The following is a 22,450-nucleotide window of genomic DNA, read 5'->3' on the forward strand; positions in this document are numbered from 1 at the left end:
TGCTCGACCCGTTCGCACCGGCCCGCCAGCGCCGCAGTCCGGCACGGTTGGCGCAGCTACAGGCCCTGGCCGCAACCGAGAGTCTGGAGCAGGTATTGCCTGCGCTGCTGGCCAACAGTGACACAGGGCTTGATCCTCAGCGCCTGGAGCGGCAGTTCAATCGCCTGCGCAGCACCTGGCAGTTGCCCGCGGATGTCTGCGTCATTGCCACGCGCCAAGGCCCGTTGTTGTTCAGTACTGTCCGTTGGCAGGCCCTGAAAGCTTCGCTGCTGGAGCAACTGGCGCGCTTTCATCAACTTGAACCGGACCAACTGGGACCGGACCGGGATCGCTTGCGCCGGTTCGCGGCCACGCCGCTGGACCGACCGACATTCATCAGCCTGCTCGACGAATTGCTGGCCAGCGGCGCCATTGCAGCCAGCGGGCCGTGGCTGCACTTACCCGAACACCAGGTGCGCCTGAGCGAAGAAGACGAGGCCATGTGGCAACGATTGCAGCCGCTGGTGGAACAGGCTGGCTTCGATCCACCCTGGGTACGCGACCTGGCCAGCGCCATCGGCCGTGACGAAGCGGCCGTACGCTTGCTGCTGCGCAAGATGGCGAGATCAGGGCAGGTGCACCAGGTCGTGCGTGACCTGTTTTACGCTGATGCTACGGTGCGCCGATTGGCGGCTATGCTCTTGAAGCTGGCCGCCGATAACCCGGCGATTCAGGCAGCGGCGTTTCGCGATACCGCAGGTATCGGCCGCAAGCGCAGTATCCAGATTCTCGAGTTCTTCGACCGTATAGGCTTGACCCGACGGCTCGGCGACCAGCGCCACATTCGCCCGGACAATGCATTGGCGCAAAGAACCGAGGGCTGATTTCCAGGAAGGCAATCGCGCCCGGTGGCGCGGCCGGGCTTCAAACCCGGTTGGGGACGGCAGCCGTTCCCGGGCAGGTTCGACTCCCGCTGCCTTCCGCCATACTGATTCAATGAGGCAACCCCCGTCGCACCTCCAACGCGAGGAGATAAAGATGGAACGCAAGAGAGAGCACAACACCTACCAACGTCTCAAACAGCAGTACCCGGATTACTTTGGCGCTGTGCAGGCCTTGGGTGCCGCTGTGCGGCATGCCGGCCCGCTGGACGAGACGGTCGTCCAGTTGATCCAGCTCAGTGCCGCGGCGGCCATCCGCTCTGAGGGCGCAGTGCACAGTCATGTCAGGCGGGCACTGGAAGCCGGCGCTACGACTGAGCAGATCCATCACACACTGATCTCACTGACGAGCACGATCGGTTTCCCGACCGTCGTGGCGGCCATGAGCTGGGCGGACGATGTGATCGGGAGCGCAGGCAAGGCTGTCCCCGAGTAATACGAGCCAGGCGTGAACCCAAGACTCATTGATTGATGGTTTTGATTGAACATCGAGAAAGGGTCGTAGTGATTTAACCAGGAAATATCACTACGACCTCTTGAGCCGCCAGGTTCGGTACAGCCAATCAGCAAGAGCGGAATCGGCTGCCGAAGTGAAGCTTTCAGCATTCTGAGTCGGGGGCTCATTAGATAACAGCCAAGTCGGACGCTTGAGTGGAGGGAGAATAGCGGCACTCACTTCCCTTTCTTGAAAGGCTCCCATGCAAACGACTAATACAGTGTTGATGATTCGGCCTTCGCGGTTCTCCTTCAATGTTGATACCGCCGCGAACAATCGATTTCAGAAGTGCTCATTGCCGCACGATCAGGCGCAGGCTCAGGCCCTTGAGGAGTTTGACGGCTATGTAGCTGTATTGCGCGAGCAGGGCGTCGAAGTGCTGGTAGCCCAGGACAGTGTGTCCCCACATACGCCTGACTCGATTTTCCCTAACAATTGGTGGAGCAGTCATGCCGACGGCACGCTTGTGCTGTACCCCATGCAGGGACAGAACCGCCGGCTGGAGCGTGACAAGGGTGTTCTGCAAGCGTTGCTGCAGGACTATTCAATCGAACAGGTGCTCGATTTTACCGAGCTGGAGCAGCAGGAGCTGTTCCTGGAGGGCACCGGCAGCATGGTGCTCGATCGAGTTCAACGTATCTGTTACGCCGGTTATTCGACGCGTACCCATGTCGATGCACTGCGCAAGTTCGTCGAGAGCCTTGGGTACCATTTGTGTGCCTTTAGCGCCGTTGACCGTGAAGGGGTGGCGATCTATCACACCAACGTGATGATGAGCGTCGGCACTCGTCTTGCCGTGGTCTGCCTGGAGGCCGTCAGTGATCTTCAGGAGCGCGCCGGGCTTGAGGCTCAGCTGCGATCCAGTGGAAAGGAAATCCTGCCACTGACCTGGGATCAGCTCGAGTCGTTTGCGGGCAACATGCTGGAAGTTCACAACCGAAAGGGTGAGCCCATCCTGGTAATGTCGCGGACCGCCTGGTTCTCCCTGCATACCGAACAACGCCAACTTATCGAGCGACATGCCAAGCCATTGCCGGTGAACATCGATACGATCGAACTGATCGGTGGCGGTAGTGCTCGCTGCATGTTGGCCGAAGTGCATTTGCCAAAGCAAAACAAGCAGGAGGCCGTCGGTCGTGGAGATTTCGATCGTTTCATGGTTCCCAACTATGCACCTGCGCCGTTTATTCCGGTCCGCGGCAAAGGATCACGGGTCTGGGACCAGAGTGGTCGTGAGTTGATCGATTTCTCCGGCGGGATCGCCGTTAATGTGCTCGGCCATGCTCACCCGAAACTGGTCAGTGCCCTGACGGAGCAAGCGAACAAGCTCTGGCATATCTCTAACGTATTTACCAACGAGCCTGCGTTGCGCCTGGCGCGCAAGATGGTGGATGCGACCTTCGCCGACCGCGCGTTCTTCTGCAACTCGGGAGCCGAGGCGAATGAGGCGGCATTCAAGCTCGCACGACGGGTGGCCCATGACCGTTATGGCGAGGAAAAATATGAAATCATCGCCGCGTTGAACAGCTTCCATGGCAGAACCCTGTTTACCGTGTGTGTGGGCGGCCAGCCTAAATACTCCGACGGCTTCGGCCCGAAAATCGAAGGGATTAGCCATGTACCTTTCAATGATCTGGCTGCACTGCAGAGCGCGATCTCGGACAGAACCTGCGCGGTGGTCCTTGAGCCGATACAGGGTGAGGGCGGTGTGCTCCCGGCGGAACGTTCTTACCTGGAAGGTGCCCGCACGCTTTGCGATCAATTCAATGCATTGTTGATCTTTGACGAGGTGCAGACCGGGGTGGGGCGCACTGGAGAGCTGTTCGCTTACCAGCATTACGGCGTTGAACCCGACATCCTGACCAGTGCCAAGAGCCTGGGCGGCGGGTTCCCGATCGGCGCGATGCTGACTCGAGAAGGGCTGGCTCAACATCTGCTGCCGGGCACCCATGGCACCACCTACGGTGGTAACCCTCTGGGCTGTGCGGTGGCCGAGGTGGTGTTTGATCTGGTGAGCGAGCAGAGCCTGCTCGATGGCGTCAAACAACGCGCCGAACAGTTCAAGTCTCGCCTTGCCCAAATGGCCGAGCAATATGGCGTGTTCAACGAAATTCGCGGGTTGGGGCTACTCATCGGCTGCGAGCTCAGCGGCGTCTGGCGTGGGCGAGCAAAGGAGGTACTGACCGCGGCGGCCGGGCAGGGGCTGATGTTGTTGCAGGCAGGTCCCGATGTGCTGCGCTTTGCCCCCAGTTTGATTGTGTCCCAGGCCGATACGGAGGAAGGGCTGGCCCGGTTCGAGAGCACGCTTGTGCTTCTGAGCGGAACTGCGAACCAGGTTGAAAGTGAACTATTACCAGCAGGCTTGAGTGGATTACCCGCCCATGAGCAATAACCTGAAGTTCAGCCACAAGATCCTGCTTGTCGTCTCGCTGATTGTCATCGCCGCTTTCGCGTTATTCACCGCCTACAACGACTACCTGCAACGCGGCGCGATCCGTAAAAACCTGGATAGTTATCTTCAGGAAATGGGCGGTGTCACCGCGAGCAATATTGCCAACTGGCTCAATGGCAGAGTGTTGTTGATGGAAAATCTTTCACAGTCGGTGGCGATAGATCCGACCGCGGAAAACATCACGCTGTTGCTCAAACAGCAGGCTCTTGCGTCGACATTTATCGCCACCTATGTGGGGGATAAAGACGGTAAATTCATGACTTATCCGGATGCCAGGATGCCGGATGGCTACGACCCTCGTGCTCGCCCCTGGTACAAGGATGCGCTCAAAAGCGGCGGCCCGACGGTCACCGAGCCTTACATCGACGCCACGACCGGTAACCTGGTCATCTCCGTCGTCGACGCGGTCAACAGGGCCGGACAAACCCTGGGTGTCGCTGGCGGTGATCTGGGCCTGCAGGCCATTGCCGACAGTATCAATGCCCTGGACTTCAATGGCATGGGCTATGCCTTCCTGGTCAGCGCCGATGGCAAGATTCTGGTCCACCCGAACAAAGCGCTGGTGATGAAGACACTCAAGGATGTCTATGCCCAGGATACCCCGCGCATCAGCAGCGACATCAGTGAAGTTCAAGCGGATGGCAAAAGCCGGATTGTCACGTTTGCACCGATCAAAGGCTTGCCCTCACTGAACTGGTATATCGGTTTGTCCGTGGACAAGGACAAGGCGTTCTCGATGCTCAGTGAGTTCCGTACTTCAGCGCTGGTCGCCACCCTCATCGCTGTGCTGATTATCATCGCTTTGCTCAGCATGCTGATTCGCATCCTGATGCGTCCGCTGCTGGTGATGACCCGGGCCATGCAGGACATTGCCGACGGTGAAGGCGATCTGACCAAGCGCCTGACCATCCAGTCCCAGGACGAGTTCGGCACCCTTGGTACGGCTTTCAATCGCTTTGTCGAGCGGGTTCATGCTTCGATCCGCGAGGTCTCCTCGGCCACCGAACACGTCAACGAAGTGGCCCTGCGGGTGGTCAGCGCGTCCAATTCGTCGATGCTCAACTCTGGCCAACAATCCAGCCGAACCAATAGCGTGGCGGCCGCCATCAACCAGCTGGGCGCAGCTGCACAGGAAATTGCCCGCAACGCAGCCCTTGCCTCGCATCAGGCCAGCGATGCCCGGAGTCTGGCTGAAGACGGTCAACAGGTCGTCAATCGATCCATCCAGGCCATGAACCAGTTGTCCGGGATGCTCAGCACCTCCAGCGGCAATATCGAGACCCTCAACAGCAAAACGGTGAATATCGGGCAGATTCTCGAGGTGATCACCAGCATCTCCCAGCAAACCAACCTGCTGGCACTCAACGCCGCCATTGAAGCTGCCCGCGCCGGAGAGGCCGGGCGTGGTTTTGCGGTGGTCGCCGATGAGGTGCGCAACCTGGCCCATCGCACCCAGGAGTCGGCGCAACAGGTGCAGACGATGATCGAAGAGCTGCAAGTTGGCGCCCGCGAGTCGGTCAGTACCATGAGTCAGAGCCAACGCCACAGCCTGGAAAGCGTGGAGATCGCCAACCTGGCCGGCGAGCGCTTGAATAGCGTGACCCTGCGCATCGGTGAGATCGACGGCATGAACCAATCGGTTGCCACCGCCACGGAAGAACAGACCGCCGTGGTCGAGTCGATCAATACGGACATTAGAGAGATCAACACCCTTAATCAGGACGGCGTGGAAAACCTGCAGTCGACCTTGCGGGCCTGTTCCGATCTGGAGCAGCAGGCAGGCCGCCTGAAGCAGTTGGTTGGCAGTTTTCGGATCTGAGCAGCTGCCCTCACCTTGTGCGGGCAGCTGTGTCTTGCGCGGGCCAGACTCAAAGGTGCCGTCTTCAACGGCGAAAGTATAGAAACGCGTTCAGGCACTCACTGCGTACCGAACATTGCCGTCCAGTAGATTCCCGCATCACTCTTCGGATCAACCGCATAGGCAGCACCCAGCTCACGAAACTCCGGGTTCATCAGGTTGGCGCAGTGACCGGGGCTGGCCAGCCAGCCATCTACCACCCTGCGCACGGTGTCCTGCCCGGCGGCGATGTTCTCGCCGATCTGCCGACCGACGTAGCCCGCCAGTTCAGCCCGGTCACCCGGCGTGTGGCCATCGCGGTCTTTGTGATCGAAGAAGTTGTTATTGGCCATGGCCCGGGTATGGGTCTGGGCCGCCGTCGCCAGCATGGCGTTCCAGGCCAGCGGCGTCGTGGCGGCAAAGGATTGGGCGCCGCAATGGCGCGGCTGCGTGCGGGCGGTGTTGATCATTGCGAGTAGCTTCTGTCCCTCCGCTTGCCAGTCGCCCAAGCGTGCGGCCAACAGCGGACGCGCCAGCACGATGCGCCACTGACCTCCCTCGCGGCTCACGCCGATATCGATGAATTGCGGGTTCAGCACAACCTGGCAGAAGCTTTCCTGCACCGCCTTCATGGCCGACTGCGCATCACGCGGCCCGGACAAGCTGATCGCCTGCACGCTGACCATCGGATAAGCCGCATTCGCCAGCGCCTGCTGCAGGTTCCCGATGCTACTGGCCGACAGGACCAGACGCGGATCGGCCGCTAGCGGTGGCAGCTCCGAAGACGCCTGGCCCCCACAGCGCTGCACCTGGCTGCGATAGGCGTTGATCGACTCCACCAGCTGAGTCTCTTCGCTCGCCACCGCAGTGGCGGCGAACACCAGTCCCAGAGACAACGCGGCAAGATGCATAACGGATGACAGGACGTGCATGTAAGTCTCCCTTGAGCTGACTGTGCCCATGATGCGCGATTTCATTTCACACAGCGCCATGTTTAGCGGACAGCGTAAGTGCAATGTGCTGTCAGTCTGATGGAATGATTTGATGACTATAGTGTGTAAAACCAACGGGTTCAGTCAGAAGGTTCGACCATGCGCCTCCCATGCATGGCAACCTGCTTGGTAATCGTCCTTCTCCAGGGCCAAGGAATACATCAAGACCACCGAGACCGGAAAGTTTCTTTTCTATAAGCCTCACGGCGGTACAGCACGATAGGAGCGTGTGCTCTTGACAAAGACCGGTTGGGGGAAAATATACGTGTCGCCTTTTGTTTTCTGCCTTATGAGACGTCTTCAGGGAGCGAAGGGCGTGCCACCAGCGCGCGACTTCCAGCCGCGATGGCCAGCGCAGCGGCGATCAGCGCGAGCGCGACTGCGAACGTGATCTGCATACCGGACGCAACGGCCTCGGGGGATGCCGTCGTGAAGTCGGTCGTCGCCGATGCGAACACGAACACCGCACCTATAACGGATGCACCGGTGATCAGTCCAAGATTGCGCGACAGGCTGAGCATGCCGGAAATGACGCCACGCTGGTCCGGGTGGACATCCATCATCACGGCAGTGTTGTTAGCGGCCTGGAATAGCTGATAACCGGGGGTCAAGACGACGATGGCAGCAATGTAGCCCGCAATGCCGAACATCGCCGCAAGCACGGATAGAGCCAATGAGCCAGCCGCCATTGCGATGAGTCCAGCGATGACTGTGTTTGGCGCGCCCAAACGGTCGACAATACGACCAGCCGGGACACCGCTCAGTGCGGAGATGATTGGGCCAATCGACATGACGACGCCAACCAGAGCCAGGTTGAGCCCGAGTGCACGAGAGAGGTAGAACGGCCCGACCACCAGCGTCGCCATCATCACCGTCGAGACGAGCGCGCTCATCGTCAGGCTCGCGCTCAGCACGGGATCGCGGAATATCGCCAATCGGATCAAGGGTGATGCGGCTCTCGCCTCGGCGAACACGAAGAGGCCGGCTCCAAAGGCAGCAGCCAGCAGCAGAGCGATGTTGAGCGCACCGAAGCTTCCGCGCCCCATGGTCATGGCGAGTGCATAGGCCGCGAGCGTCAGCGCCAGCAGCAGGGTGCCCACAGGGTCAAAACCGGCACGATCGGTCCTTGGTCTCTGGCGATCGGCAGGCAGGGAGCGATGCGCGAGAACAAAAGTCAGGATGCCCAGCGGTACGTTGATGAGGAAGAGGGCCCTCCAATCGAGTCCGGCGATCAGAACGCCGCCAAGCGACGGGCCGAGAGCGGTGCCAATTGCGGACATCGTCCCCAGTAGCCCCATGGCGCTACCGGTCTTTGCCTTTGCAACCGTCTCACCGATAAACGCCATGGTGAGGGCCATCATGATGGCTGCTCCGAGGCCCTGTGCCGCCCGGGCAGCAATCAGTAGCCAGAGCGTGGGCGCAAAGCCGCACAGGGCCGAGGCCACCGTGAACACAAAGATGCCGGCCAGTAGCAGCCGGCGGCGGCCGATGATGTCACCGAGCCTTCCGACGCTGACGATCAAGGTGGTGATGGCGAGCAGATAAGCGAGGACGATCCACTGGACCTCCTGAAAGGAGGCGTTGAACGCCTGAGCCAACGTCGGCAAGCCCACATTGGCGATGCTGGTGCCGAGCGAGGACAGCAACATCGATAGCGACAGGCTGGCAAGCGCCCACCGAACCGAAGGTGTCCGTTGCACACTTCCAGCGACTGTCTCATCTCGGTTTGCAATGATTGGCTTCAACATGAACTCCTTTTTCTGGCAACTCCCGAAACGGAGCTGTCAGAAGCGTAATCCTTTGCCTGATATGGCGGTAGGCGCACCATTTGCACTTTATTCATGCGTTTAACGCCATGTCACAATCACACCGTGCTATGGTCGATGCATGTCGACACCTGATCTCAACTTGCTTGTCACCCTTGATGTGCTGCTCGCAGAAGGCAGCGTTGCGCGCGCAGCGCAGCGGTTGCGGCTCAGCCCGTCGGCGATGAGTCGGGCACTGGCGCGATTGCGTGAAACAACGGGCGATCCGCTATTGGTCAGGGCCGGACGCGGTCTGGTTCCCACACCCCGAGCGCTCGAACTGCGCGAGCGGGTCAGTCAGCTGGTGCAGGACGCAGAAGCGGTTCTACGCCCTGCGCAGATGCTCAACCTCAAACAGCTGGTCCGAACGTTCACGCTGCGCACCAGTGACGGCTTTGTGGAGAACTTCGGACCGGACCTCATTGCGCGCGTCGGCGAGCAAGCGCCCGGCGTGCGGCTGTGCTTCGTGCAGAAGCCAAACAAAGACAGCGCGCCACTTCGCGACGGGGCCGTCGATCTGGAAACCGGCGTTGTGGGGAAGACGACGCCTGCGCAGATGTTTACGCAGGCATTGTTCCGAGACCGTTTCATTGGCGTCGTGCGAATGGGGCACTCGCTGAGCCAGGGCGAGATCACTCCCTCCCGTTATGCGGCCGGTGGGCACATCTGCGTCTCGCGACGGGGTCTGGACAGGGGACCGATCGATATCGATGAAGCCTTGACTCCATTGGGGCTGCAAAGGGAGATCGTCACGATCGTCGGTGGCTTTTCGTCTGCACTGGCGCTCGCCCGGGCCACCGACCTGATCGCCAGTGTTCCCGAACGACATACCGCAAATCTGCGCGTCGGAATGCACAGTTTTTCTCTTCCGTTTTCCTTGCCGACGTTCACCGTCTCATTGCTCTGGCATCCACGGCTGGATGCCGATCCAGCGCATCGCTGGTTGCGCGGATGCATTCGGGAGGTTTGTGCGCAGCAGCGCATCGACCGGACATAACCCCCTGCAGTCTTGACGGAATTCGCAGACCGGCCTTTCAGGATACATAATGAGTGATCCTTGATGAGCTGGACTAATAAATGCCCCGTGAGAACTACAACGATCTGATTGCCTTTGTCACCATCGCGCGCGAGGGCAGCTTTACCCGAGCGGCTGCGCAACTCGGGGTCTCGCAATCCGCGTTGAGTCACACCATTCGTGCGCTGGAGACCAGACTGGGGCTACGGCTCCTGACGCGTACGACGCGCAGCGTATCGCCCACGGAAGTCGGCGAACGCCTGCTCCTCACGCTGGCCCCCAGGTTCGAGGAAATTGAATCCGAAATCACCGCCTTGAGCGAGTTTCGGGATAAACCGGCGGGCACCATACGTATCAATGCCGCAGAACATGCAGTGAATACTGTTCTTTGGCCAAAGCTGGCAAAAATTTTGCCGGACTACCCGGATATCAAGGTGGAAATTACCATCGACTACGGGCTGACCGACATTGTCGCGCAGCGATATGACGTTGGGATCCGGCTGGGTGATCAGGTCGCCAAAGACATGATTGCCGCGCGCATCGCTGCGGATTTACGGATGACCGTAGTGGCGGCTCCCGCCTACTTTGCCCGGAAAGCACCGCCGGTGACGCTACAAGATTTGGCCAACCATGACTGCATCAACCTGCGATTGCCCACCTATGGCGGCTTGATGGCCTGGGAGTTCGTCAAGGACGGGCATGAAGTGAAAGCACGTGTCGATGGCCAACTGGTGTTCAATAGCAGCTCCCAGATACTCAGGGCAGCGCTGGCCGGGTTTGGCGTTGCGTACATACCCGAAGACCTGGTGCAGGAGCATCTGGCTGAAGGTCGTCTGATTCAGGTGCTTGAAGATTGGTGTCCAACGTACCCGGGTTACCATCTTTACTATCCGAGTCGCCGCCAATCGTCGCGGGCGTTGGCGGTTCTGGTTGAAGCACTGCGGTATCGCGCCTAGCTCTTGCCGGCGATGGGGCCCTTGAGATTGCCATCGCGAGCAAGCTCGGCTCCTACAAAAAGCCACGCTCGTCAGAACGTGATGCAACGTAGCCCAGGGTTGACGCATAGCCTGTCCGTAGGAGCACGGCTTGCCGGCGATGGGGCCCTTGAGATTGCCATCGCGAGCAAGCTCGGCTCCTACGAAAAGCCACGCTCGTCAGGACGTGATGCAACGTAGCCCAGGGTTGACGCATAGCCTGTCTGTAGGAGCACGGCTTGCCGGCGATGGGGCCCTTGAGATTGCCATCGCGAGCAAGCTCGGCTCCTACGAAAGCCATGCTCGTCAGAGCGTGATGCAACGTGGCCCAGGGTTGACGCATAGCCTGTCCGTAGGAGCACGGCTTGCCGGCGATGGGGCCCTTGAGATTGCCATCGCGAGCAAGCTCGGCTCCTACGAAAAGCCATGCTCGTCAGAGCGTGATTCAACGTAGCCCTGGCCTGGCCCGCTGATCAAGCCTGGGTCTTGGGTTACTTATGAATTGATCTCATGTAGGCATTCTGATTGTCCTGTCTAATCATGAGTGGCAGCGACAGGTAAGGTAGAGGCCAGTGCATAACCGGGTGCCATGTGCCGGGTGAAAAGCACGCTCAGGGCGCCGTCCCTCAAGTCGCAACCCCCCTTCGGAGTGACAGATGAATAATGGGATTGAAGGCAGTGCAACCCGCTCTCACCAACTGATCGTGCTGGCGATCGTGCTCGTCAGCTATCTGATGATCGTCCTCGATATCTCGATTGTCATTACGGCACTGCCGAAGATCCAGGCGGGCCTTCACTTCACCCATACCGGGCTTTCCTGGGTGCAGAACGCTTATATGCTCGCCTTCGGTGGGTTGCTGCTGTTAGGCGCCCGGACCGGCGATATTTTTGGCCGCCGTCGGATGTTGGTGATCGGACTGATGTTGTTCACTGCGGCATCGCTCACTATCGGTTTGGCGCAGTCACCCGCCTGGCTGATTGTTGCCCGTGCAGTGCAGGGTGTCGGCGCCGCGATTCTGGCCCCATCGACGCTGGCCCTGCTGTCGACGAACTTTACCGAAGGCCCTGCGCGCACACGTGCATTCGCTTACTACGGCGCGACCGCCGGTGTCGGGGCCAGTATCGGGCTGGTGCTCGGCGGTGTCATTGCGGACTGGCTTTCATGGCGCGTGGGCTTTTTCATCAACCTGCCAATCGGGATTGCCTTGATGCTCGGCGCCCGGCACTACCTCACAGAGACGGTGCGTCGTCCCGGTAAGCTTGACGTGGTGGGTGCCCTCAGTTCGACGTTGGGCATGAGCTCTCTGGTCTACGGCATCGTCCGTTGCGCAAGTGATGGCTGGAGCGATTCGACCACAGTCGTGACATTTACAGCGGGCGTCCTGCTGCTGGCGGTTTTCGTTATCAACGAAGGAAAAGCCAGGCAACCGATCATGCCGCTGCGCCTGTTCGCGAGTCGGGAGCGGGCAGGGGCTTACGCTGCCCGTGTACTTTTTCTTGGCGCGATGGTTGGCTTCTGGTTCTTCACGACCCAGTACCTCCAGGGTGTGCTCGGCTACGGCCCGTTCGGGGCCGGTATCGCCTTTCTGCCAACGACACTTGTGAACTTCGTGGCGGCGATGGCAGTACCCAGACTTACCCATCGGTTTGGCAATGGACGTGTACTCGCCGCAGGCCTGACCTTGTCGCTGATGGGCCTGGCCTGGCTCAGTCGGGTTAGCGTGGACACGGCTTACCTGACCGGAGTCGCTCTGCCGATGATGCTCATCGGCATCGGTCAGGGCTGCACCCTCAGCCCTCTCACGGTCTCGGGCGTTGCAGGTGTAGCTGCGCAAGATGCGGGTGCTGCCTCAGGGCTGGTCAACGTTGCTCATCAGCTGGGCGGCTCATTGGGGCTGGCCATTCTTATCGTCGTGTTCGATGCGGCAGGTGTAGGTGCGACGGATGCCAAAGCGTTGCTCGCGCACCGCGTCGCCGCCGCATTCACCGCCGGCACGCTGATGCTGGCGTTAGCACTGGCTCTGGTTCTGGTACTGATCGTCAGGCCGCATAAGGCGCTCGTCAGCAGCGAAACAGCCCGATGACGAGATCTGCTCATCGGCAAGAACGGTGTGCAGGTGGCCACCGGCCGTGCGGCTTCCTCGCGCAGACATTGCAACTCGATGCGATGTACGTACGCCACTAATGACCGGCAGCTCGCTCATCTTGAATGAGGAGCGCTTGGGCCAGTTCTTCGTCGCTTGCCTTGAGGCCTGGATGATCGTGTCTAATCTGCATCAACACCGACTCCAGATAGGCGCCGCGAATGGCGCCACCACTCGCGACGAAGCTGGAGAGGTCATCGCGGGCGGGAACCATGATCTTGTCGTCTTTCAACGTCGAGTACAGCGACACCGAAAGCCCTGCCGAAGTGGCAATTTCGTCCGCATCCACATGGTGTCTGTGGGCCATGGCCGAACCAAAGGGCAGACAAAGCGTTAGCAAGGGTATGAGGAATATGCGGCGCATAATGTGTCCTCCGAAAGCATGAATCCTGAATGATCTACCACATACTTTATGATGCATGGTACCCGCCAGGAGTTCCCTGCCGGTACCACATCCCGGCGCAGAGGTCGAGGCTTGGGCGATTTATGCCAACACGCTATCTGCTCCCCGAAAGCGCCCATTGGTCGAAAGCGGTCTGACGAAGGTGAAGGGAGCGCATGGCCGATAGCGATTCTCGGCCAGGTCAATAAGAGTAAGCATCAACAACTCGCTTCACCGTTTTGAGTGCTACTTGAAGGGCATCCAGCTCTAGAGATCCGAGCGCGAGCCTGATTGCGTGAGGAACATGGGCAGAAGTCGCAAAGGGCTCCGCAGTCGAAACCGAAACGTGCTCGTGCATTAGCGCCATCGCTACCTGGTCAGCTCGAACCTCTTCACCTAAAGGAAGCCAGAGAAAATAGGAGGAGGGGTGGCCTATGTACTTCAGGTCGGTCAACGTGGCTTTGGCCATGGACTGTCGGTTCGCAGCATCCTGGCGCTTTTCGCCTTCCAGGCGACTGACAGTGCCATCGTCGAGCCAGTTACAAGCGATTGAAGTCATCACGCCAGGCGTGTTCCAGATGGTAGCTCTGATGGTTCTCTCGATAGCGGGTATCCAGCGCGAGGGTGCCGCGACAAATCCGACGCGCAGCCCGGTGGCGACACTTTTGGACAAGCCCGACACGTACACGGTTCTTTCCGGCGCAAGCGCGGCCAAGGGTGCAGGTGCGTCCTCGGCGAGGAACGCATAGGCGGCGTCCTCAATGATAAGCAAGTCGTGCTCGCGGGCGATGGTCACCAGGCGTTGCCGCCAATGCTCGCTGGCTACCCATCCCAGCGGATTGTGCAGGGTGGGCATGCTGTACACGGCGCGTACCCTTCTGCTCTTGCACAGCCGAGCCAAGGCATCCAGATCAGGTTCGTGGCCCGCAGCAGGGATGGGAGCCAATTCCAGGCGCTGGGTCTCGGCAAGGACTTTGAAACCGGGATAGGTCAAGGCGTCCGTCGCGACGATATCACCCGGGCGAAGCAGCCCCATGACCGTCGCCGCCAACCCGTGTTGGGCCCCGCTGACGATCAGTACGTGTTCCTCGCCGATGTTCAAACCTCTGCCTTGCAGATGCCGGGCGACTGACGCGCGCTCATGCTGGCGTCCCCCATGGGGTTGATAACGGAGCAAGGCTTCCAGATCGCCCGAAGACGCCAGTTGGCGCAAGGCGCCACGCAGCAGTTCTGCCTGGCCCGGTAGAGAGGGATAGTTGAAGTTAAGGTCCAGAATTCCCGAAGCGACGGCATGCTGGTCGATGCCTAACCCTGGTGGTAATGAGGTCTCGCGGACAAAAGTACCTCTGCCGGTTTCGCCGCTGACCAAACCCATTGCCTCAAGCTCCGCGTAGACACGTGTAGCGGTGGCCAATGCCAGACCTTCGTTTGTCGCAAGCTCTCGATGCGTGGGCAGACGCGTGCCAGGTGATAGACGTCCTGCGCGAATGTCGGCGGCGAACGCGTCCACCAACGATTTATAGCGGGAACGAGCCATGGAGATGTATCCATTACAATTATTTGATTGTGCTAATTGTTCGCCATAGTCTGCGTCTGCACAACCGCCTCCTTCAGGCGGATGCCAAGCCACATTTGCGGGAAGACCAAGCCATGCATATCGCTATCCTGACCTTCGAAGGTTTCAACGAACTCGACTCCCTCATCGCGCTTGGCGTTCTTAACCGTGTCAAGAAGCCGGGATGGCGGGTATCGATTGCCAGTCCAACACCCCGTGTTCGCTCGATGAATGGGCTCGTGATCGAATCCCAGGCAACGCTGCGCGAGGCCAGCGAAGCCGATGCGGTCCTTGTCGGGAGCGGCATGCAGACTCGCGAAGTCGTCGCTGACACCGCCCTTATGGCGCAGTTGCAGCTTGATCCCTCGAGGCAGCTCCTGGGTGCGCAATGCTCGGGCACATTAGTGTTAGCAAAGCTTGGCTTGCTGGAGGGGGTACCGGCATGTACGGACTTGACGACGAAACCGTGGGTTCAGGCGGCTGGCATCGATGTCCTTAACCAGGCGTTCTTCGCCAAAGGCAATATCGCCACAGCCGGCGGATGCCTCGCCTCGCCTTATCTGGCGGCCTGGATCATTGCCCGTCTGGAAGGCGTCGAAGCGGCAGAGAGCGCACTTCACTACGTCGCGCCGGTAGGGGAAAAAGAAGAGTACGTTCAGCGCGGGATGCGCAATATCGCGCCGTATCTGCACCAGGGGCGGGTTCCTGTGTAAACAGACTTCCAGATGCGGAAAACGAATGAGCATTCGTGTGTTTCAAGGCGCCACGCACCAGCAACTGAATGCTGCACGGTTGCCTCCAATCGCCCTTGGGATCAAAACAGCCATTTCCTGACGGATGAGAACATGCTCGACCTTACTGGCGTCCCCTTGTCCACCAACTCTTCAATAGCGTTAGTGGCCAACAGGGTGCGCTCCCTGAGGGCGCTCAGCCGGGAATGGAGCTCTTTCTTCAGGCGTTTCTGCTCGTTGGGAGGACAAAGCTGAATGAGCTGGCTAGCCATGAAAAAATTGAATTCCATCTGCTGATCCAGCGCTTCACTGACTTGCTTGACTGCTTCGATCATTCTGAGTCCATTTCATACAAGGCTACCCTTGTAACCACGTCTGTTTTCTATCGAGCCAGCCTGCCGGACCTTTCGAATTGCAACCTGACATTTCGTAACGCTACGTAGAGAACCGGTAAGGCGGCAATGCTGTTCAGTTAAGGAATTTCTGGCTCCGCACATTCCCCGTAGCAGCTGCCGAAGGCTGCGTTCGGCTGCGTAGCGGTCGTAAAATCAGGCACTGTGGTGTTACAGGTTGACCGTGGTTGCATGATTTGCGACTGCTGCGCAGCCGAACGCAGGCTTCGCCAGCTGCTACGGATCGCGTCGTCGCCTTAAGTGAACAGCATTGCGGTAAGGCGGGGCTTTATCTGGTTTATGTGCAGGTCACGCTCTAGATAGCCAACATAGTGTCCATTGAGGTGGACACTATGTTGGGGTTTTGCCGAGGTTTACATTCAAGCGAGCGCCAGCTGAATGACTTTGTAAATCACCATGCCCATTGCCACCATCAGGTAGCCGCGCAACACCCCCATCCAGAGGCGGTTGCGTTGCGACAGTACCACCGGCTTCAGTTGTGCGAGTGGTGGCATCCGCCATGCGTGCATCATTTGCTGGGTGAACGTGACGGTGCTGTCGGGCAGCGCCTCTTTGTCGACTTCTTTGCGGGCGTGCAACACATTCACCGCAATGGCGATGATGAGTCCCAGCAAACCACCGCCAATGAGGATGTCGGAGATGGTTTCACCGGACATGTCCGGGAAAGCCACCGAAGCAGTCAATACGACCGACAGCAGCACCAGCACCGCGACAATGACGGCAGTCATTACGTTGGTGAAGCGATTGTTTGCCCATGGGCCCAGCACTTCCTTGTCGTTGCACAGCAGCAACAGGAACACGGTGGCACTGGGCAGCAGTACCCCAGCCAGCGTCTGTACCGCGTTGGTCAGCAGGCCGAGCGGCACACCTGGAATCAACACCAGCGCCGCAGCCAGCGTAATCAGGCCGCAGAACATCATGTAAAAACCCTTTGCATCACCTGGTTTACGGTGCAGCGAGTGTTTCAGGTTCAGTACATCGCCCAGCGCGTAGGCGGTCGACAGTGACACCGCCATTGCACCGATGATGCTGGCGTCGATCAGTGCGATCGCAAACAGTATCCCTGGCAGGCGCCCGTGGTATTTGGCGATGCCCGTTGCGATGGCGCCCGCATCGGTGAACTGGCCGAACTCTGGGTGACCGGCAAAAATTTGCGCAGTGAAGGCGATCATTGCCACCGCACCTATCACCACCAGCGCAATGCCCAGCCATAGATCAGCGCGTTCGTACTTGATGAAACGCGGGGTGATGTGTTTGTCGATCACGTAGCTTTGCTGGAAGAACAGCTGCCAGGGCGCCACAGTGGTGCCAACGATGCCGATGATCAGCAGAAACACTTCTGACAGCTTGCCTTCAGCAGGCAGTAGCGGGATAAAAAAATCGTGAGCTACTTGCGCCATTGGTGGATGGATCATCACGAAGATCGGTACCAGGAGCAGGCTGCCAACCACCAATATCAACGAGAAGCGTTCGAAGCGCCGGAAGTCGCCGGTACAGGCTGCGAGCATGATGAACACCGCCGCCAGGCACACCCCGGCTACCTTGGGCACACCGAGGAAGCCCATCCCGAGGCTGATGCCGATGAACTCCGTGACAATGGTCAGCGCGTTGAGGATGAACAGATCGATCGCACTGAACGCACCCCAGAACTTGCCGAAGCGCTCTATGATCAGCCGGGCGTGGCCGACACCCGTCACGACGCCCAGACGCAGCACCATTTCCTGGTTTACGTACAGCACCGGGACCAACAGCGCCATTGTCCACAGCAGCATGGTTCCGTAGTTCTGGCCGGCCTGGCCATAAGTGCTGAACGCACCGGCGTCATTGTCACCCACCATCACGATCAACCCGGGGCCCAGGATGGCCAGAAGCGTTTTGAAGCGATGCCACCAACCATTGCGAGGGGCGATGTCGTCATAACGGATGGTGCCGAGCGCTCCGCGGATGTCTCCGACGTGGGCACTGTCAAGAACGGCAGTTTCAATCTTCAGGTTGGACATAACGAAATCTCTCCAAAAGCGTAACGCTCGATGCCGCTTTCGACTCCCGCCGGATAGGTGCGTACCCGCAGAGGTCAGGGGCGCGAAGAGGTCACTCGGAGAGAATTGCGCGAAAGGTGGGGGGGAGATCAGCCAGTGAAGGTTGTGCTACTACCCGCTAGACGCCGCCATTTCAGTCAGAGTGACCGGACTACTTTTACTGGGGTCCATAAACGGTCTCTCCTTCATGCTTTGGGTGGCAGCGCAGCTTCAAATATTGAGCCGGACTTTGATTGCTTTCAGGTGGCATGACGTCCTCCTTTCCATACCTGGCGGTATGATCACGTTAAAACCACCGCTACTGCACACAGGCAGGCAAACGATGGGTGCAGAAACCTGCGACCGCAGCGAACGCAAGACGCACGCAACAATCAGGGAGCGCACAGAAAAATCTGCTCGCCCGGGTTTCAAGTTTTGGTTACGCGAAGGAGTTTGATACTGATGCGCGCAACGTCCTGCACTTGACAGAACGTTGGCTAAGGGAATCTAGCGGAGGTCGTGCCAAGCTTGTACGGAGAATTTCTCCGATTGACTACAATAGCTGTCCAAAGTAATACGGCCTCAGATGTAACTATATGTAAATCTTAGGTGTGCCCCGTTAAAAGTCAACCCGGATACCGGCTGCTGGCACAGCACAACGAACTGGCGGCAGATGCCAAAAGTGGCGTTTTTACATACTCGGGGCGTAAAGCGCTCAGTCATTACACCTGCCGTCGGTCGGTTCTATCGGGTCTTCGTCTCAGGCCTGTCGATTTGACGCCCAGCGGATCGACTATCCAGCAGATCGACCCGTAACCGATGGCGCGATCCGCCCAAGGTAGATTGCGCCCATTCACACAACCCAGGCAGGAGATTGATCATGTCCTATGTTGATGGCTTTATCGCCGCAGTGCCCACCGCCAACCGCGAACAGTTCAAGCGGCATGCCGAATCCGCCGCGGCCATTTTCAAAAAAAACGGCGCGTTGAGCGTCGTCGAGTGCTGGGGGGACGATGTGCCCGACGGCAAGGTGACCTCTTTCCCGATGGCGGTGAAACTCAAGGAGGGCGAGACAGTGGTCTTCTCCTGGATCATCTGGCCCAACCGTCAAACACGTGACGCCGGAATGGAGAAGTTCATGGCCGATGCCCAAACCAACCCGGACCTCAACCCGATGCCCTTTGATGGTCAACGGATGATCTTCGGCGGCTTCGAGGTGATCGTTAACGCGTAAGGGTCGTAGCGTGATCTTGCTCCCACGCTCAATGTGGGGGCGAGATTGAGGCGAAGGAGGGCAGGGATCATTCCGGCGCAGACGTGATACGGCAGCTCTTGCGGTTGCGGATCTCGTTATCCGAAGGCCGCTCTTTCACGAACTCGAACCGCGGCTCGCCCTCGCTGTACGTGACCAGCCATCCCCACTCCAGCTCAGACTCATCCTGACCAGGTTTCGGAGGCGCAGCCCACCATGGCTCTTTGTTGACGATCTGGCGCATACCCCCTCCAGTTGAATGGGATCAACTCAACTATAACGCGCCTGGGTGGAGGTGCCAGGATCGCGTGTTGCTATTGGCGCTGTTTCGTGTTGGGGCCACCGTTACTTTTATCCTCAACAAGGCCAGTGCGGAAGGTGGGGAGCGCTACGGAGTTCACGAAGCGTACGCCGTCCCAGCTTGGCAAGGGCGTTGGCATCAACTGGAACTGACCTGGATGTTCGACATCCCAACGCAGCAACATGGAGGTGTCCTCGTGCTGGGTGTTGTGGCAGTGCTCCATGTAGGTGCCGGCGAACTCGCGGAAGTGGAGCGCCACCTCGAGATTCACGGAGCTGTCGACGCCTTCTCCGATGCGGTAGATGTCCTTGCGTGCCCATTTCTCCCATTCCGGCGGTTCCTTGCCATCGCGGTTGAGAATGATCCCCTCTTCGAAATGTACATGCACCGGGTGGCTCCAGCCGTTGCCGCCATTCTCGATCTTCCACACTTCGAGGGTGCCATCGCCGCTGAAGCCGGCGGGCGTCGGGCCTTGAGCCAATTGGGGGGCCGCGCTGATACGGCGAGGGTCCATGTTAAAGCCCATGCCACCGTCGGTCTTGATGGTCCAGGGCGCCAAGTCAGTGCCAGAGGAACGCCCGAAGGTAAAGAGGCGATGCCGCGCCGCGTTGAGCTTGGCCTGGTCGGCCGGGTTGTCGCGGTCGATGGTCAGCGGAATCATTTTCTTCCCGGCCGGCTTGCCGGGTTTGGCCGGTTCAAAGTCCGCCGGGTTCATGCTCACGTCCTGGCCGGCGTAGGGCTGGACGAGCAACTGGAAGAACTTGCCGACTGCGGGATCGCCCTTGTCCCATTTGGGCCCCTTGCTGGTTTGCTTGATCACCGCTTTATATTTTTCGGACAGCACGTCAGCCAGCGCGATTGGGTTCTTTTCGGGCGTCTTGCCGTCTTTGTGCTCCAACAGGTTGACGAAATAAATCTTGTCTCCCGGTTTGATTCCGTTCTTGGCGAAGTCGACGATGATGTCATAGCGTTCGCCAATGCCCTGAACCGGCAAGATGGCGTTGTTGTCCTGCAGGTCGCCATCGCCGTTCAGGTCCAGAGTGCCGTCGAAGGGCACGGAATGCTCCATGATGTTGCCGTCGTTGGCAATCATGTGGAACGGCACTCTGGCGAAGGACACTCCGGAGCCTGCCGGCCCAGGGAACTCGCCACCGCTGCCATTGATTTCCCGTACCAGTGCCAGCTTCAGGTAACGCGACACTGAGGCGTTGAGGAGGCGAAAGCGATAACTGCGCGCCCGTACCTTGAGAAAGGGCTGGTACTGCAAGTTGACCAGCATTTGGTCACCCAGAAAACCGTCGGTATTGAACGGGTTGAACCACAATTGGCCGGTTTCGTCCCAGGCCTTGTCGGCGATCAGCAGATTGACATCGTAGTCGCGGTTGCCCCAAGGCAGTGCCGAGCCACTGGGAAAACGCAGGTTGACGCCGTCCTCGAACGCCTCATTGCCGCGATCCAGCGCGCTGTAGTAGTTCATCATTGCCGCGTTGCCCTTGTAGACGTTCTGCGCGGTGAAGTCGAGCATATGGTCGTGGAACCAGTGGGTACTCATGGTCTCGCGCCAGTCGCCGCGCAGTTTGATACTGCCGTTATCGCAGGTCTTGAGACCGGGGCTGGCATCATTGACGAACAGCGTTTCGCCGGGTGAGCAGGGGAACGCAGCCCGAGGGTCTTGCGCCGTGGTGTTGATGGTGTCGTAACCGGCCAACTGCAGTGGCCAACGGTAGTCGTAGTACTGCCCGGGGAAAAAGAACGCATTGGCAAAGCCGTCGCTCTCGGCCGGGGAGTGCCCGTTGTGCTCGTGGGTAGTAAGGGTGTGCAGGCCAAAGCCCGCGTTTGCCGCCGGGTCGATCGGCAGGGCGTCGTAGTGGCGCATCAGTATTGCTTGCCCATTGCGGACCATCAGCAATTTGGGGGGAAACGTGCCATCGAAGGTCCACAGCGACTTGTGATTCTGCACTGGAAACCTGGGATGAAAACGCACTTCGATGCCGCGGGTCGTGGCCACTGTCACGGGGTTGTCGAATGTTTGGTTGTAGAGCCCACCGGGACCGAATTCGCCCTTGGTGTAGCTGTGCAACTGTTTGTTGTCGCGCAAGCCCTGATTGGTTCGGGCGCCTGCTTGCACGGTCTTGAACTGGACCTGGGGGAAAAACTCATTGAAGCGTTGGTGCGACCAACCTTTTCCCGGTGGCCGCCCCTCGGCCGGCGAGTCTACCGGGCTGCGGTTGAGGAAGTCTTCGATTTGCGCCTTCCAGGGGTTGCGGTCCAGTACATTGGAAAACTGTGACGGGAACGGGGTCAAGCCAGGTTGGCGCAGGAAGGCCTCAAGCGCCGCACTCGAGGGGCCGCTGCGGGCGACACTGTTTGGATCCTGCTGCGGTTCCGGGCCCAGGGTAGGAACGGGGAACGTCAGTGTCTGCGGCGGGGTCGCCGGGTCGAGCTTCTCCGGGCCGAGCTCTTCGAACAGCAGCAATTGCTGAGTGAAGGGTTCGGCCCCGAACAGCGGGCTTGGCTTGCCATTGGTGGGAATATTGAACGACGTCTGCAGCTCCGGGGGAAGGACGTTTTCGGCGCGCGGGGTGGTTCTGTCGCCAAACACGCCGTTGGGCAGGGCGAGTGCACCCTGGTTGGCGGGTGGCGCGTCTTTCAGTGCTTCCAGCGCGGCCTTGGGGTCGGCGGGAGGATTGCTGAAGGCCGAGGGATCGGTCGGTGGCGGTGGACCGAAATCATCGAGCGGTGCAGCGCTGATAGCGGCCAGGGTGAAGGTGATGAGCATCGCTGACGCGACGGCTGAACCCCGAAAGAGGTTGGGCGATGATTTCTGCGATGCAGTGTCTTTCATGGTGCGCCCCCTCGCTGCATGCCGGCATGGCGAAACCTGTCATCTCCTCTTTGCAGCATTGTCAAGGACCAAGGCAAAAGCCGAGCCAGGCACGAAAATTATAAAAAACCAAGAATAATCAGCGGGTTGGCTTCAAGTCTTGCTACTGAAAGGGGGTAGCAAAGCCTTTGTTCAATGGGTGCAGGTCCCCACTCCCGGGGAATCCGATAGTAACTTCCCCAGGTTTTCGAGTGTGTGCTGCGTGGTATATGCGCAGGTGCTAAAGCGACCGGCAGACGACCCATTGCCTGATCTTCTGCGTAACTGATCGACTTTTTG

16 protein-coding genes, 1 tRNA gene and 3 pseudogenes are annotated in these 22,450 nt (G+C 59.2%); 12 read left to right on the forward strand and 8 right to left on the reverse strand.

The genetic code is table 11. The features are described from left to right. The 7 genes and pseudogenes from AC07VR_RS24420 to AC07VR_RS24450 form a co-directional block, all read left to right on the forward strand. Positions 1 to 863 (forward strand): SelB domain-containing protein (locus AC07VR_RS24420; RefSeq protein ID WP_495012811.1); only part of this gene is annotated, 863 nt, incomplete at its 5' end. A 6-nt stretch (positions 864 to 869) separates the two neighbouring features. Further along, positions 870 to 965: transfer RNA gene (locus AC07VR_RS24425), tRNA-Sec, on the forward strand. Between the two features lie 52 nt (positions 966 to 1,017). Continuing rightward, positions 1,018 to 1,356, forward strand: coding sequence for a carboxymuconolactone decarboxylase family protein (locus AC07VR_RS24430; RefSeq protein ID WP_494992829.1), 339 nt, complete (start codon positions 1,018 to 1,020; stop codon positions 1,354 to 1,356). A gap of 262 nt (positions 1,357 to 1,618) precedes the next feature. Next, positions 1,619 to 2,533: pseudogene (gene ctlX / locus AC07VR_RS24435) on the forward strand (citrulline utilization hydrolase CtlX); the annotation flags it as partial. Positions 2,534 to 2,572: 39 nt separating this feature from the next. Beyond that, entirely contained in the window at positions 2,573 to 3,808 is a 1,236-nt protein-coding gene (locus AC07VR_RS24440) for an aspartate aminotransferase family protein (protein WP_495012900.1), read from the forward strand. Next, positions 3,798 to 4,829: pseudogene (locus tag AC07VR_RS24445) on the forward strand (HAMP domain-containing protein); the annotation flags it as partial. The gene AC07VR_RS24440 and the pseudogene AC07VR_RS24445, both read left to right, overlap by 11 nt. A gap of 93 nt (positions 4,830 to 4,922) precedes the next feature. Continuing rightward, the gene (locus tag AC07VR_RS24450) at positions 4,923 to 5,687 is read left to right on the forward strand and encodes a methyl-accepting chemotaxis protein (RefSeq protein ID WP_495012901.1); all 765 of its coding nucleotides are present in this window, start codon (positions 4,923 to 4,925) and stop codon (positions 5,685 to 5,687) included. A 98-nt stretch (positions 5,688 to 5,785) separates the two neighbouring features. Here the strand turns inward: AC07VR_RS24450 and AC07VR_RS24455 are convergent, their stop codons facing one another. Together AC07VR_RS24455 and AC07VR_RS24460 are read right to left on the reverse strand one after the other, a co-directional pair. Next, a complete protein-coding gene (locus AC07VR_RS24455) occupies positions 5,786 to 6,637 on the reverse strand; it encodes a CAP domain-containing protein (protein ID WP_495012812.1) in 852 nt (283 codons plus the stop codon). A 347-nt stretch (positions 6,638 to 6,984) separates the two neighbouring features. Next, entirely contained in the window at positions 6,985 to 8,445 is a 1,461-nt protein-coding gene (locus AC07VR_RS24460) for an MFS transporter (RefSeq protein ID WP_495012813.1), read from the reverse strand. A gap of 139 nt (positions 8,446 to 8,584) precedes the next feature. Between AC07VR_RS24460 and AC07VR_RS24465 the strand changes: the two genes are divergently transcribed. The 3 genes from AC07VR_RS24465 (at position 8,585) to AC07VR_RS24475 (ending at position 12,575) form a co-directional block, all read left to right on the forward strand. Next, positions 8,585 to 9,499 carry a LysR family transcriptional regulator gene (locus tag AC07VR_RS24465; RefSeq protein WP_495012814.1) on the forward strand — a complete coding sequence of 305 codons (915 nt, stop codon included), beginning with the start codon at positions 8,585 to 8,587 and terminating at the stop codon, positions 9,497 to 9,499. Positions 9,500 to 9,579: 80 nt separating this feature from the next. Next, entirely contained in the window at positions 9,580 to 10,473 is an 894-nt protein-coding gene (locus AC07VR_RS24470; protein WP_495012815.1) for a LysR family transcriptional regulator, read from the forward strand. Positions 10,474 to 11,147: 674 nt separating this feature from the next. Then, positions 11,148 to 12,575 (forward strand): MFS transporter, encoded by a 1,428-nt coding sequence (locus tag AC07VR_RS24475; protein WP_495012816.1) that lies wholly within the window; start codon positions 11,148 to 11,150, stop codon positions 12,573 to 12,575. Between the two features lie 97 nt (positions 12,576 to 12,672). Here AC07VR_RS24475 and AC07VR_RS24480 read toward each other — a convergent pair whose 3' ends face one another. Beyond that, positions 12,673 to 12,999, reverse strand: coding sequence for a DUF2388 domain-containing protein (locus AC07VR_RS24480; protein WP_495012817.1), 327 nt, complete (start codon positions 12,997 to 12,999; stop codon positions 12,673 to 12,675). Between the two features lie 220 nt (positions 13,000 to 13,219). After that, on the reverse strand, positions 13,220 to 14,554 hold the full coding sequence (locus AC07VR_RS24485; RefSeq protein ID WP_495012818.1) for an aminotransferase-like domain-containing protein: 1,335 nt from the start codon (positions 14,552 to 14,554) through the stop codon (positions 13,220 to 13,222). Positions 14,555 to 14,667: 113 nt separating this feature from the next. Between AC07VR_RS24485 and AC07VR_RS24490 the strand changes: the two genes are divergently transcribed. Next, on the forward strand, positions 14,668 to 15,285 hold the full coding sequence (locus AC07VR_RS24490; protein WP_495012819.1) for a DJ-1/PfpI family protein: 618 nt from the start codon (positions 14,668 to 14,670) through the stop codon (positions 15,283 to 15,285). 101 nt (positions 15,286 to 15,386) lie between these two features. Here AC07VR_RS24490 and AC07VR_RS24495 read toward each other — a convergent pair whose 3' ends face one another. Beyond that, positions 15,387 to 15,638 (reverse strand): hypothetical protein, encoded by a 252-nt coding sequence (locus tag AC07VR_RS24495; RefSeq protein WP_495012820.1) that lies wholly within the window; start codon positions 15,636 to 15,638, stop codon positions 15,387 to 15,389. 437 nt (positions 15,639 to 16,075) lie between these two features. After that, positions 16,076 to 17,716: an NRAMP family divalent metal transporter gene (locus AC07VR_RS24500; RefSeq protein ID WP_495012821.1), complete on the reverse strand. Its 1,641-nt coding sequence runs from the start codon at positions 17,714 to 17,716 to the stop codon at positions 16,076 to 16,078. A gap of 898 nt (positions 17,717 to 18,614) precedes the next feature. Here AC07VR_RS24500 and AC07VR_RS24505 point away from each other — a divergent pair. Then, complete coding sequence (locus tag AC07VR_RS24505; protein WP_495012822.1) at positions 18,615 to 18,968, forward strand: DUF1428 domain-containing protein; 354 nt, start codon at positions 18,615 to 18,617, stop codon at positions 18,966 to 18,968. A gap of 67 nt (positions 18,969 to 19,035) precedes the next feature. On the opposite strand, the gene AC07VR_RS24510 is transcribed toward AC07VR_RS24505, so the two are convergent. Together AC07VR_RS24510 and AC07VR_RS24515 are read right to left on the reverse strand one after the other, a co-directional pair. Then, entirely contained in the window at positions 19,036 to 19,230 is a 195-nt protein-coding gene (locus tag AC07VR_RS24510; protein WP_494992840.1) for a hypothetical protein, read from the reverse strand. 82 nt (positions 19,231 to 19,312) lie between these two features. Further along, a pseudogene (locus AC07VR_RS24515) lies at positions 19,313 to 22,132 on the reverse strand (multicopper oxidase domain-containing protein); the annotation flags it as partial. Positions 22,133 to 22,450: the final 318 nt, after the last annotated feature.

This window comes from Pseudomonas sp. GW821-FHT02H09, assembly GCF_059421425.1.